13 protein-coding genes and 1 pseudogene are annotated in these 12,909 nt (G+C 57.2%); 8 read left to right on the top strand and 6 right to left on the bottom strand.

The features are described from left to right. Positions 1-17 precede the first annotated feature (17 nt). The 8 genes from FZF01_RS04180 to FZF01_RS04145 all read left to right on the top strand — a co-directional run bounded on the left by FZF01_RS04180 (position 18) and on the right by FZF01_RS04145 (position 8,870). A complete protein-coding gene (locus tag FZF01_RS04180; protein WP_444542567.1) occupies positions 18-2,009 on the top strand; it encodes a phytase in 1,992 nt (663 codons plus the stop codon). Between the two features lie 83 nt (positions 2,010-2,092). After that, complete coding sequence (gene tolQ, locus FZF01_RS04175; RefSeq protein WP_150276893.1) at positions 2,093-2,779, top strand: protein TolQ; 687 nt, start codon at positions 2,093-2,095, stop codon at positions 2,777-2,779. 3 nt (positions 2,780-2,782) lie between these two features. Next, positions 2,783-3,223 (top strand): protein TolR, encoded by a 441-nt coding sequence (tolR, locus tag FZF01_RS04170; RefSeq protein WP_150276892.1) that lies wholly within the window; start codon positions 2,783-2,785, stop codon positions 3,221-3,223. Positions 3,224-3,227: 4 nt separating this feature from the next. Further along, positions 3,228-4,073 carry an energy transducer TonB gene (locus tag FZF01_RS04165; RefSeq protein ID WP_150276891.1) on the top strand — a complete coding sequence of 282 codons (846 nt, stop codon included), beginning with the start codon at positions 3,228-3,230 and terminating at the stop codon, positions 4,071-4,073. A 2-nt stretch (positions 4,074-4,075) separates the two neighbouring features. Continuing rightward, positions 4,076-6,055 (top strand): PhoX family protein, encoded by a 1,980-nt coding sequence (locus FZF01_RS04160; RefSeq protein ID WP_150276890.1) that lies wholly within the window; start codon positions 4,076-4,078, stop codon positions 6,053-6,055. A 41-nt stretch (positions 6,056-6,096) separates the two neighbouring features. Next, positions 6,097-6,978: a metallophosphoesterase family protein gene (locus tag FZF01_RS04155; RefSeq protein ID WP_150276889.1), complete on the top strand. Its 882-nt coding sequence runs from the start codon at positions 6,097-6,099 to the stop codon at positions 6,976-6,978. Positions 6,979-7,104: 126 nt separating this feature from the next. After that, entirely contained in the window at positions 7,105-8,322 is a 1,218-nt protein-coding gene (locus FZF01_RS04150; protein ID WP_150276888.1) for a benzoate/H(+) symporter BenE family transporter, read from the top strand. 104 nt (positions 8,323-8,426) lie between these two features. After that, positions 8,427-8,870 carry a DUF411 domain-containing protein gene (locus FZF01_RS04145; RefSeq protein WP_150276887.1) on the top strand — a complete coding sequence of 148 codons (444 nt, stop codon included), beginning with the start codon at positions 8,427-8,429 and terminating at the stop codon, positions 8,868-8,870. 5 nt (positions 8,871-8,875) lie between these two features. Here the strand turns inward: FZF01_RS04145 and FZF01_RS04140 are convergent, their stop codons facing one another. The 6 genes and pseudogenes from FZF01_RS04140 to FZF01_RS19515 all read right to left on the bottom strand — a co-directional run. Continuing rightward, positions 8,876-9,934, bottom strand: coding sequence for a GGDEF domain-containing protein (locus tag FZF01_RS04140; RefSeq protein WP_150276886.1), 1,059 nt, complete (start codon positions 9,932-9,934; stop codon positions 8,876-8,878). Positions 9,935-10,134: 200 nt separating this feature from the next. Beyond that, positions 10,135-10,557 carry a SufE family protein gene (locus FZF01_RS04135; RefSeq protein WP_150276885.1) on the bottom strand — a complete coding sequence of 141 codons (423 nt, stop codon included), beginning with the start codon at positions 10,555-10,557 and terminating at the stop codon, positions 10,135-10,137. Between the two features lie 13 nt (positions 10,558-10,570). After that, positions 10,571-11,104: a putative Fe-S cluster assembly protein SufT gene (gene sufT / locus FZF01_RS04130; protein ID WP_223825384.1), complete on the bottom strand. Its 534-nt coding sequence runs from the start codon at positions 11,102-11,104 to the stop codon at positions 10,571-10,573. Positions 11,105-11,117: 13 nt separating this feature from the next. Next, positions 11,118-11,474 (bottom strand): HesB/IscA family protein, encoded by a 357-nt coding sequence (locus tag FZF01_RS04125; RefSeq protein WP_150276884.1) that lies wholly within the window; start codon positions 11,472-11,474, stop codon positions 11,118-11,120. A 9-nt stretch (positions 11,475-11,483) separates the two neighbouring features. Continuing rightward, a complete protein-coding gene (locus FZF01_RS04120; protein ID WP_150276883.1) occupies positions 11,484-12,728 on the bottom strand; it encodes an aminotransferase class V-fold PLP-dependent enzyme in 1,245 nt (414 codons plus the stop codon). Beyond that, positions 12,721-12,909 (bottom strand): annotated as a pseudogene (locus FZF01_RS19515) (hypothetical protein); the annotation flags it as partial. The pseudogene FZF01_RS19515 and the gene FZF01_RS04120, both read right to left, overlap by 8 nt.

Raw genomic sequence — 12,909 nt, 5'->3', positions numbered from 1 at the left:
TTTTTTGAGAACAAATGATGATTAATCGCTTCACACTCACACTGGCCGCCGCGCTGGTGTCCAGTGCAGCATTGCTTGGCGGATGCACACCTGCTGAAAGTCAGACGCAGGAAGATCAAGGCTCCGGCACAACTGCTAACGCCAGCGCCCTGCCCACAGAACAACCACGGTTGACACTCACAGGGTGGGAACCCGAGTCAGCTGGCAACGCAGAAAGCTGGACCTTAATACCCGAACATGCCGACAACGGCGACCTGGACCGTGCCGCCGCCAATAACAAGGGTTTGTGGTTGATGAATGACCAGGGCAAGGTCCAAGCGCATCTGCCCGGCCGTTTTGCCACTCTGGATGTGCGTTCACACGCGGGCGGTCTTACTCTGGCCAGCGTGAACAGCCGTACCGCCAGGCCCATGCTGATCAGATTCAATAGCCAGGATCAAAGCTTCGGACAGCCGCTGTATCTCCCTGCTACCCAGTACAAGGTTGAAAACCTTTGCCTGTACAGAGACGAGCAAGAGAATCTGTTTCTCTTTCTGCTCGGAGAGGAAGGTATTGGAGAGCAGTGGCTGATAGCGAGCGACCAGCGCCTGCTCGACAGTGCTTTGCCGGTCCGGCGTTTGAGCATGCCACCCCAAAGCGAGTTCTGCGCAGTAGATGACCAGCAACATCTGCTCTTCGTCAACGAAGAGACCGTTGGTGTCTGGGCCTACGGGGCACATCCCGAGGCAGAACTGAGCCGTGCAGCAATTGACATGGTCGCCCCCTTTGGCTCCATAGCCGCAAGCGCAGCGGGTGTGACTGCCGTGCCTGGAGGATTGTTGGTGCTGGATGCCGAAGCCGCTCTTATGCACCGCTACCAGCAGACCGGCAACGACTGGTCCGCACTGCCGCCCATAAGCCTGAGCGAGCTTGAAGAACCTGAACGAGTCACCAGCCGGCCAACCGAAAATGGCATTGACCTGCTGCTGGTCAACGATGGCAAAACGGCGCTGTTTGCGGGAGAGCTGCAATGGCGTCCCGAACCAGCCGAACTAGCTGCTCCCTTACCGGTTCTGCTACCCCGGATACATACCGACGCTATACCCAGCGCCGGCGATGCGGCTGACGATCCAGCCATATGGGTCCATCCCAGCCAGCCGGAACGCAGTCGCGTACTGGGCACCGACAAGCGCGCGGGTCTGGCTGTTTATGACCTGCAGGGCAAGGAGCTGCAGTTTCTCGCGGTTGGCCGGCTGAATAACGTCGATGTGCGTCGCAACTTTACCTTCAATGGGGGCTTGGTTGACCTGGCCGTGGCGAGTAATCGCGACAGAAACAGTCTGCATCTGTTTGCCATTGACCAGTCCAGCGGCGAACTGACAGACATAGGCCAGATTCCAACACCTTTAAGCGAGATTTACGGCCTGTGCCTGAGCCAGTCGCCAGAGGGCCTCATCTACGCCATTGCCAATAGCAAGAGCGGCCGGTTTCTGCAGTACCAGTTGAGCGCAGAGGTCCAGCAGGTCCGAGGCGAGCTGGTCCGCGAGTTCGCCACCCAGACCCAGCCCGAGGGCTGCGTTGCCGATGATCAACGCCAGAAGCTGTTTATCGGTGAAGAAGACGAGGCGGTATGGGTGCTGGACGCCGGCGCCGATGCGCCTGCAACGCTACAAAAGGTAGTCGGGATTGGCGGTCTGGTAAAGGACGACATCGAGGGTCTGGCGTTCTACCAGCATCCGGAGCATCCCTATCTGGTGATTTCCAGTCAGGGCAACGACAGCTTTGTAGTGCTCGACGGCGAAGCGCCCTACACCGTACGCGGCGCCTTCCGGGTCGGTCTGAACGCCGAAGGGGGAATTGATGGCGTGTCGGAAACCGACGGACTGGAAATCAACTCGAGCAATCTGGGCAGCGCTTGGGGCAAAGGCATGCTGGTCCTGCAGGACGGCCGCAAGCGTATGCCAGAGGGCAACCAGAACTACAAATATGTGGCCTGGCAGGACGTCGCCAAGGCGCTGGGTCTGGACTGAACCTGTCCACAGATCGTCACACAAGCATCATTCAATAGGTGTACGGGCTGCCAATGGCGGCCCCTTAACGGAGACACAAAGCCATGCCTACAACGGTAGACACTATGTCCATTTGGGGATTGATAGAAGAAGCCAGTGTGCTGGTACAGATCGTCATGCTGGTTCTGGTCGCGGCGTCCGTCGCGTCCTGGTTCGTGATAGTACAACGCAGCACGCTCATGGCATCTGCCCGACGCTCGCTGCGTCAGTTCGAGAATCAGTTCAAGGCAGCAGGCAATCTCGATCAGTTGTTTTCCAATTCAACCGAGAACCGTAATGCCGCCGAACAGGTATTTCGCTCCGGCTTCGGTGAATACCAGCAGCTCAGTCAGTATCCCGGCACCGAGTCAACCGCGGTTATGGAAGGGACCCAACGGGCAATGATGACCGCAATTGCCCGTGAGGAAAAACGGCTGGAAAAACAATTACCCTTTCTCGCCACCGTCGGTTCAGTCAGCCCCTACATCGGCCTGTTCGGGACGGTATGGGGAATCATGAACTCCTTCATCGGCTTGTCCCAGGTTCAGCAGGCGACCCTCGCGGCCGTAGCCCCCGGAATTGCCGAGGCGCTTATCGCCACCGCCATTGGCCTGTTTGCTGCGATACCCGCGGTGATCGCCTACAACCGCTTTGCCGCCAGCAGTGAAGATCTGATCGCCAGCTATTACACGGTAGCCGACGAACTGGCCACCCTGCTCCACCGTCGTTTGCACACGCCAGGCCAGAGGTAACCCATGCGTCCAGTCAGGCACAAACGCAAACCGAAGGCCGAGATGAATGTGGTGCCCTATATCGACGTCATGCTCGTGCTGTTGGTGATCTTTATGGTCACCGCGCCCATGCTGACCCAGGGCATACAGATCGAACTGCCCAAGGTCGCCAGTGAGGCCCTGCCAACCGATGAGACTCAATCCATCGTCACCCTCTCCGTTGAAGCTGACGGCACCTACCATTGGAACCAGGGCGAGACGGTTGATACCGAGCATTACAGCGAGAGCGCCACCAGCCTGCAGGACATGTCCGCCCGGGTCTCGGGGCTGGTCGCGGCCAATCCCGAAACACAGGTGTTCATACGCGCCGATAGCGAGGCCGGCTACGGTCTGGTGGTCGCCGGCATGGCCGCTCTGCAGCAGAGCGGCGTTGTTCAGCTTGGTTTGATTACGGAGGCCCCCTGAGACAATGACTGCCATGCTGCCACCGACTACCCAGTCGCCATCTCACCCCTCGCCCCCGAGCAGGCTCGGCCATTTTGCATGGCCTGCGGTCGCCACCATGGCACTGCATGGAAGCGTCTTTGCCCTGCTGCTCGGCAACTGGTCGCCTGAGGCGCCCGCGGTGGCCACGGAACGGGTGCTCAGGACGCAACTGGTGACGATCAACACCGCACCGGCTCCCGAACCGCCCCCGATTACGCTGCCGGAACCACCGGCTCCGGAGCCACCCCCGCCTCCGCCATCCCCACCCGCCGAGGTGAAAGTGCCCGATCCGGTAAAGCCTCAAATCGATCATGCCGCCATTGCCCGAAAAAGAGTCGAGGAAGAGAAGCGGCGTGAGGAAGCCAAACTGGCCGAGCAACAGCGCCGGGAGCAGGCCCGAATCGCCGAGCGACAACGCCTCAAGGAGGAGCAAAGACGTGAACAGCAGCGGCTCGAGCAACTGGCTGCCGAACAAGCGCACCATGAGGCTTTAGACAGAGCTGAACAGCAACGCCTGGCGGCGGCAAAAAGCAAAGCGGCAGCAGACACCCTGAGCCAGTATCAGCCGATCAGCAAGAAACCTCCCGCCTACCCGAAACGGGCACTGGATCGGCATAAGGAAGGTGACTGCACCGTGGAATACACCGTGACTGCACAGGGCAAGGTGAAGGACCCGGTGGTGGTCGAAGGCGGCTGTGATGACATGGTGTTTGCCCGACCATCACTTACCTCCGCAAAGAGCTTTCGTTACCAGCCCCGGGTTGTAAACGGTGTTGCTGTAGCGGTGCCCGGCGTACGCAATACCTTCCGTTTTCGTTTGGAGCAATGACCATGCGACAGGACCACCAGCATTACCATGCCGATCTCGAAGCAGCAGACGATCAAAGCATCAACCCGAGCAAGGCTCCCACGCTGAACAGCCTGGTCAACCAGAGTCGCCGTAATCTGCTGAAAGGTAGCCTGGGCCTGGCAGCCTTTGGCTTTCTGGGCGGCAGATTGCTCTGGGGTACCGAAGCGCTGGCCATGGGAACGTCGTTACTGGGATTCAAGGGAGTAGCCGCGCAAACGTCCGCCGCATTCGATCAGGTCATCGTGCCTCCGGGTTACTCCGCCAGAGCTTTCTTCAGCTGGGGCGATGCAGTGTTGGAGGAAGCCCCGACCTGGCGGCCGGATGCCTCTGACGATTGGCAGGCGCAAATGCAACAGGCGGGCGACAACCACGATGGCATGCACTTCTTTCCCTTCGCCGATGCGCACAATGATCATGGTCTGCTGGTTATCAACCATGAATACATCAACCCGACTCTGCACACCGGGGGGATGACGTTTTTCGAAGACGATACCGGGCGCAAACAGCGTCCCATGGATCAGGTACGCAAGGAGCAGGCGGCCCACGGGTTGAGCATCATCGAGGTACGCAGGGACCAGCACGGTATCTGGCAGCGGGTGAGTAAATCCCGTTACAACCGAAGAGTGACAGCCATGTCCCCGATTGACCTGGCCGGACCGTTACGCGGTGATAACCGCATGAAGACGGCCAGTGATCCTGCTGGTGTGCAGGTGTTGGGCACACTGAACAACTGCTCAATGGGCGTTACGCCCTGGGGCACCTATCTGGCATGCGAAGAGAATTTTCATAACTACTTCGTCAATCGTGATGGTGTTGACTATCAGCAGCGTGACGAGCATCGACGCTACGGTATCGGCAATCAACAGAACAGCCGCTATTACGCCTGGGAATCGGTAGATCCACGATTTGACGCCACGCCCTATGCCGAGCAGCCTCATCTGGGGCACTGCAATGAACCCAACCGCTTTGGCTGGGTGGTAGAAATCGACCCCTTCGATCCAACCGCAACCCCGGTAAAACGCACGGCTATGGGGCGCCTCGGGCGCGAGTGTTCGGTGCTGTCACTTGGCGGCGATGGACGCATGGCCTGCTACTCCGGCGACGACAGCCGCGGTGAATACGTCTACAAGTTTGTGCCCGAGGGACGATTCGACGCGGCTCAGCCCGCCGCCAACAGGCGCTTGCTCGACGCCGGGATTCTCTATGTTGCGCGGTTCAATGCAGATGGGTCAGGCCAATGGTTACCCCTGGTCTGGGGTGAAAATGGATTGACTGCCGAGAATGGGTTTGTCGACCAGCAAGGGGTATTGCTCAACGCCCGCGGCGCCGCTGATTTTCTGCAGGCCACCCCGATGGATCGACCGGAATGGGTGGCCGTTCATCCACAAACCCGTGAAGTCTATGTGACGCTGACCAACAACAGTGAACGCGGATCCTGCTTCCGGGTGGATGCGGCTAACCCGCGTCCCGATAACCTGCACGGCCAAATCCTCCGCTGGAACGAAAGCGACGCAGACCCTACTGCCACGACTTTCACCTGGGAGCTCTTTCTGCTTGCCGGGGATCAACCCGGCACGCTGGATGACTCTGGCCAGCCCGTCGCTGAGCATCTGACCGGCAATATCAAAGGCGATATTTTTTCATCCCCTGACGGTCTGGCCTTCGACGCTGACGGTCGTCTCTGGATTCAGACCGACTCGGATGACCAGGCATCCCACACCGCAAGAACCGGGTGCAATCAGCTACTGTGCGCTGATCCTGTCAGCCGCGAGGTAAGGCGCTTTCTGGTTGGCCCATCGGGTGCAGAAATCACCGGTATTACCTGGACGCCGGATTACCGAAGCATGTGGATCAACGTACAGCATCCGGGCATCAGTTATCCCGCCAGCGATGGACAAACCCGCCCGCGCAGTACCACGGTTCTGATCAGCCGAGATGATGGTGGCGTGATCGGAGCCTGATCATCCACTTGATACTAATACTAATAGATTCATGGAGTTATATGAGTATTTTTACTAAATTTCTAGCTTTAATCCTGGCCTTGATTCTAGTTGGCCCAAGCACACTACAAGCCAGTCCGACAGATGACTCAAAACCCGTACTGCGCTTTGCTGTGTTGGGTGACGCCGAGCCCAAACCCCTGGCTGAATTCCCCGGGCTGGCCAGCGCCGTCGATCACGTCAATAGTCTGGCTGCAGAACAGCCCATGGATTTCGTCATTGGCGTTGGTGATATCGCTCACAAGGGCACCTTGATTCAGTACGACAACGCCAGCCTGGAGCTCGAGCGACTTAGCCTGCCCTTCTATCCCATCATGGGAAACGAGGAGCACCATTCCAGCGTTGCCCGCTTCCTTCAATATGCCAATCGCTGGAACGCCGGCAAAGCTCACATAGGTAACGACCGCTATGTCGTCGAGCGGGAACAGGTTGCCCTGGTATTTGCCTCACCGGATCACGGCCGTGACTTTGATAACAGCGGTGTGCAATGGATGGCTGAACAGATTGAACATCTGTATCCCAAGCCGGTTTTTCTGATCGTCCACGGCGCCCAGGCCGGCGCCTATCCGGAAAATGCGGACAAGGGCATCACCAACGGTAGTTTTGACAGTGTTCTTGGTATGGAAAATCTGGCGGTGCTGATTTCCGGTGATCTGCATATGGACATGGACCGCGTCGATCACTCGAAAAAGATCGGTCACGTGCAGTATTTGCACATACCTGGACTGGAAAGGACCAAAATTCCGGATGAAACGCGGCACATTCCGATGTTTCGCATTGTGTCGCTGTACGCTGACGGCCAGGTGGTAGTCGATACCTATGAAGCTGGTGCGGGTGACCCGCCCCTTGAGCGTCACGACTATCGCTTCTCTCTGCACGACTGACGCGCCCCTTGCACAGGAAACCCGGTAACTGTTGCGCTATCTGACGGCCTGGCTGTAGCTCAGCCAGGTCTGTGGATGCGGCTATGATTGCGGACCATATCCAAGCTGGTCCGGCACAGGCCCGTCATGCGTTCTATCAATTTCTTTCCTTCAATCCTCAATGGCGTAACGCGCGACTCGAGCCTGTCCACCCTGACGGCCGGGTTTATCGCTATGCTGACCGGCTACAGCTCCTCTGTCGTGTTGATGATCCAGGCGGGACAGGCAGCCGGTCTGACCCCGGAGCAGATCGCTTCATGGATCTGGGCTCTCTCCATCGGCATGGCGATATGCACCCTGGCGCTATCTCTGCGTTACCGGATGCCCCTGGTCGTTGTCTGGTCCACCCCCGGCGCGGCGCTCCTGATAACCAGCCTTCCGGGTGTGACTTACGGTGAGGCGATAGGTGCATTCATGGTATGTGGGTTAATGCTTCTTGTCAGCGGGATCAGCGGCACCGTAGCGCGCCTGATGCGCTGGCTTCCCACTTCACTGGCGGCCGCCTTGTTGGCCGGCATTCTGTTTCGTATCGCCAGCCAGATGTTTGATGGTACCAGCGAACACACCGCTCTGATCGTCTTGATGCTTGCCAGTTATTTGTTGGGTAAACGTTGGCTGGCACGTTATGCGGTACTGATTGCACTGATAACCGGGACCCTAGTGGCATGGCTTGCGGGCATGCTGGATATGCCCGAGGTCACCTGGGCATTGACCGCGCCAGTATGGACAACACCCAGCTGGTCACTGGGCACCGTCATCAGTATCAGCTTACCGTTATATATCGTGGCCATGACGTCGCAAAACCTGCCGGGACTGGCAATACTCAAAACTGACGGATACGAGCCCGATCCGGCACCTATATTGTCACTGACAGGAATCGCTACGATTTTGCTGGCGCCTTTCGGGTCACACGGACTGAACCTGGCGGCAATCAGCGCCGCTATATGCACCGGCAAGCAATCACACTCCAATCCTGCCCGGCGTTATACGGCGGCACTTTGGTGCGGGGTTTTCTTTGCTGTCGTAGCCCTGTTCGCGGGCAATTTGACAGCTTTGTTCATGGCGCTCCCGCCCGTACTGGTTATCAGTATTGCGGCCCTGGCATTGCTGGGATCAATAGCCAACGGGCTTGCAAAAGCAATGGAGCAGCCGGGGGAGCGAGAGGCCGCCCTAATCGTGTTTCTGATCAGCGCATCAGGTTTTACGCTTTTCTCGATCGGAGCTGCATTCTGGGCACTGGTCGCGGGCCTGATCGCCTGGCTGATATTGCCCGGCCATTCCGGCGGGCCCAAGGGGAACCAGTAACTGCGGGCAACACAGATCTTGCTCAACCCCGGCGAGCCCCTGCGCCCAAAGATTGCCAGAGTCATTTGGAAACCGTACTCTGGGAAAAATCACAGGAGAGCCCCATGAAACTCATAGCTCTGACATCAATACTCGCTGGCAGCATGTTGAGTGCAAGCTGGTTATACGCTGCCGACCCTGTCGCCATCGACGTCTACCGAGACCCTAACTGCGGATGCTGTTCAGCATGGATTGACCATTTGGAGGAAAACGGTTTCGCAGTGAACGATCACCTGGAAGGTGATATGGGCCGGATCAAGCAACAACAAGGTGTGCCTCGGGAGCTGGGCTCCTGCCACACCGCAGTTATTGACGGACGCTTTGTGGAAGGCCATGTCCCAGCCGCCGACATCCTACGCATGCAGCGTCAGCCCGGCTTGCTGGGGCTTGCCGTACCAGGTATGCCGGTGGGCTCACCCGGAATGGAAGTAGGCGATAGAGTAGACAATTACGACGTAATCGCAATTGAAGCGGACGGCACTCAGACAAGGTTCAGCAACTACCCCTGAGCGAATTACAGACTCAGTTCGTTTTCAGTCTGGGTCATCGGCTCTCCTTTCTTTTCAGAGCCATTCCCGGGGCTGATAACGAACCGGTCACGCCCTTCGTCCTTTGCCTCGTACAGACACAAGTCAGCTTCATGCATCCATGCATCAACGCTGGCATGTTGGTCCAGTACACAGCCGCCGATTGAGACTGTGACGGGCCCACCAGGCCCCTTGAGATGTTCGGCAACACTCATGCGGATGTGTCCGGCGGTTTTCTCCAGCCCCTCGCGGGAGAGCTTGGGAAGCAATAGAACGAACTCCTCACCGCCCATGCGGAACAACCTGTCAGATTGCCGACAGGATTGTTTGATGATGCGGGCAAAGTCGATCAGTACACGATCCCCGGCTTTGTGCCCATGACTGTCGTTGACCTCCTTGAACAGATCAAGATCCAACACCAGCATACCGTAGCGGGTTCCGTACCGTCGGTGCTCGGCAAGGGCGATTTCCAGTTCCGAATCCATCGCCCTGCGATTGCCCACACGAGTCAGCGGATCCAGTGTGGCCAGCTCGACCAGTTGCACACGCTGACGCCGGCCACGGTAGGCAAAAACCGAGGCGAAAAAACTGGCGATGAGACAGGTCACAAAGAACGAGGTCATCTGATAATGACTTTCAAACACCACGCCGGGATTCAGATAGCCATAAATGCAGATGGCCAGCAGCGAGCTGAAGGTCGCCAAGGCACTCTGCAGCGGCGGCACAACAAAAAAGTTGAACAGAATAAGAGTGTAAAACCAGAATAGCCCGTTAACGCCCAGCTTCATCGCAACCAGGAAGGTGCCAATCGAATAGACCACAGCCAAAAACTGACCTGGCCGCAGCGTGTTACCGGTTCGCCAGGCGTACAGCACCGCGAGCATGGTACTGCACACCAGAAACGCATCAACCAAGCCGACAACCAGATTACCTTCAAGCAAGCGGAAAACGGTATAGGGGGTTATGCCGATCAGGGAGCAAAACCCTACCAGGGTGATGATGGATAACTGAAAATCGTCCTTCAGACGCATCCAGATATTGTGCATTGAGGTACTGCCTGTTTTTATTGTTCAACCCGACCGTGATCAGGATTGTTTCGCAGTGCGAACATTACATCCAGATACAGTCTCAAACAAGAGGCAGATGTATCCCTTAGGAAAATGACTCGTTACGGTACATTATCTGCGTATAGACTCAGTCCGGTTTCGCTTTTAAGTGCATGCGCGACACCGACGCTGAACTCTCGTCAGAGGCTGGCTTCGGCACTCTGTTGAATGCGCTTGACCATGGCTTTCAGGCCATTGCCACGGGTCATGCTCAGGTGCTTGAGCAGATTCAATTCGGCAAAATACTGCTCGATATCGAAGGCCAGGATTTCCTGTGGGGTTTTGCCGTTATAGGCAGCCAATACCACAGCCAACAAACCCTTGACGATAAAAGCATCGCTATCGGCATCAAAATACAGGCGACCGTCCCGTTCATGACCGACCAGCCACACCTGACTCTGGCAACCACGCACAATATGGTCGTCAGAACGCTGAGCGTCTTCCAGCGCTGGAAGCTCGCGACCAAGGTCGATTATGTACTTGTAACGCTCTTCCCATGTGTCGAAGAATGACAGCGTATCGATAATATCGTCGCTGGTGACTTCGGTGCCAAACTGACTCATGTGCTGCAATTCCTCAAAAAAACATGCCGGTGGCAAGCTGGGCTTCTTCGCTCATCATTTCACGGGACCATGCCGGATCGAAAACCAGATCCACTTTAACGGCCTCCACATTCGGCACACGGCGCACCCGGTATTCCACATCACCGACCAGAACCGGTCCCATGCCACAGGCGGGCGCAGTCAAGGTCATGCGAATGTCCACACGCCGATGTTCCTGGTCGACTGAGACAGCATAGATGAGCCCCAGATTTACCAGATCCACAGGGATCTCCGGGTCATATACCGTGCGTAGCGCTTCCCATACCTGATCTTCATGAATCTGGTCGTCAGTTGGCTCGGGGAAACTGAGCAACTCGGGCTCAAGGCCAAGCCTGGCCGCATCGGTGCCGTCAACTCGGACCATCTGGCCGTTATAGGTCACCGTGTAATTGCCACCCAGTGCCTGGGTTATGGTAACAAAGGTGTCCTTGGGAATGGTCAGCGGTGTGCCATCCGGAACCCGGCGCGCGGGACAATCTGCCTGCGCAACCACCATACGTCTTTCCATCTGAACGTCTGCCTTAATTCACGCTGAAACTTTCACCGCAACCGCACTGGTCGACGACGTTGGGATTGACGAAACGAATCTGTTTGTTGATGCCTTCCTTGACCAGATCAATTTGCGTGCCGCTGAGAACCGGTAGGCTCTCACTGTCTACGAAGAGTTCGATCTGATCATCAAGACGGTAATGCAGGTCGCTCTCGGCGCCCTCCTCGACCATATCGATCACGTACATGAAACCGGTACAACCGCTCTTCTTCACACTCAGGCGGACTGATCGTCCGGGCTGAGTCGCCAGCTGGTGGCGGAAATGCTCCAGTGCAGCGGGCGTGACTGTTACCACCTGGCTGCCCGGATCAAAGGATTCAACGCTCATGCATGACTCCTATAGGAACTGTCTGACCTTGGCCAATGCCTCGAACAAACGATCAACATCGGCAAAGGTATTGTAAATACTGAAACTGGCGCGAATAGTGCCCGGGATACCGAACTGGTCCATGATAGGTTGCGCGCAGTGATTTCCTGTGCGCACCGCAACACCCTGCTGGTCGAGCAGCATGCCAACATCGTGCGGGTGGGCACCCTCCAGCAGAAAGCTCATCACCGCAACCTTGTTCCTGGCCGTGCCAACCAGTTTCATACCGGGCGTATCCAGTGCACGTTTTTGTGCGTAGGCAAGCAGCGCGTCTTCATGTGCAGCAGCGCCTTCACGATCCAGCGCTTCAACATAATCCACTGCCGCGCCCATGCCGATGACACTGGCGATATCCGGTGTGCCAGCCTCGAACTTGTATGGCAGCTGGTTGTAGGTCGTGCCATCAAAACTGACCGACTCGATCATTTCCCCGCCACCCTGGTAGGGGCTCATACTTTCAAGCAATTCCCTGCGTCCATAAAGCACACCAAGGCCAGTGGGGCCGAAGAGCTTATGGGCCGAAAAGACATAAAAGTCACAATCCAGCGCCTGCACATCAACCGCCCAGTGACTGATCGCCTGGGCGCCATCGACCAGACATAGCGCACCATGGTCGTGGGCCAGCTTTACGATGTCCGCAACCGGATTGATGCTGCCAAAGGCGTTGGATACGTGGCCGCAGGCAACCATGCGCACACGCTCATCGAGCATCTGCTCGAAAGCCTGCATGTCGATGGTACCAGTACCATCCACCGGGATAGCTTCAACTGTCGCGCCAACTTCGGCCGCGACCATCTGCCAGGGCACAATATTGGAATGGTGCTCCATCGCTGACACCAGAATCCGATCGCCCTTCTGCAGATTAGCCCTGCCCCAGCTGGCGGCTACCAGATTAATGCTCTCCGTGGTGCCCCGGGTCCAGATAACCTGACAGGCATCAGGGGAGTTGATGAAACGCGCCACCTTGTTGCGGGCCGCTTCGAACTTCTCCGTAGCGCGTTCGGCCAGGGCGTGGGCACCGCGATGAACGTTGCTGTTGTCCTGCTGGTAATAATCGACAATCGCCTGAATAACCGCCTTGGGCTTCTGCGTGGTAGCGGCGTTGTCCAGATAAACCAGCGGATGCCCGTTTACCTCCTGGTTCAGGATCGGAAAGTCCAGGCGCACCCGCTCGGCATCGAACGCAGTACCCGTCTTCAGCGCCAAATCAGTCATGGGCCAATTGTCCAATCTTGCCGCTCTTGCGACCAAACAGCTCGGCCAGACGCGGGCGGAGATATTGCTGGATCGCAGGCTCCGGCACCTCGTTGAGCAGCTCGTTGATAAAACCGAAGCTGAGCATGCTCATGGCCTCTGCATGTGATACGCCGCGGCTCTGTAGATAGAACAGGGACGT

The sequence above is a fragment of the Halopseudomonas salina genome, from assembly GCF_008641105.1.
This window is presented reverse-complemented; position numbering and strand designations above follow the sequence as displayed.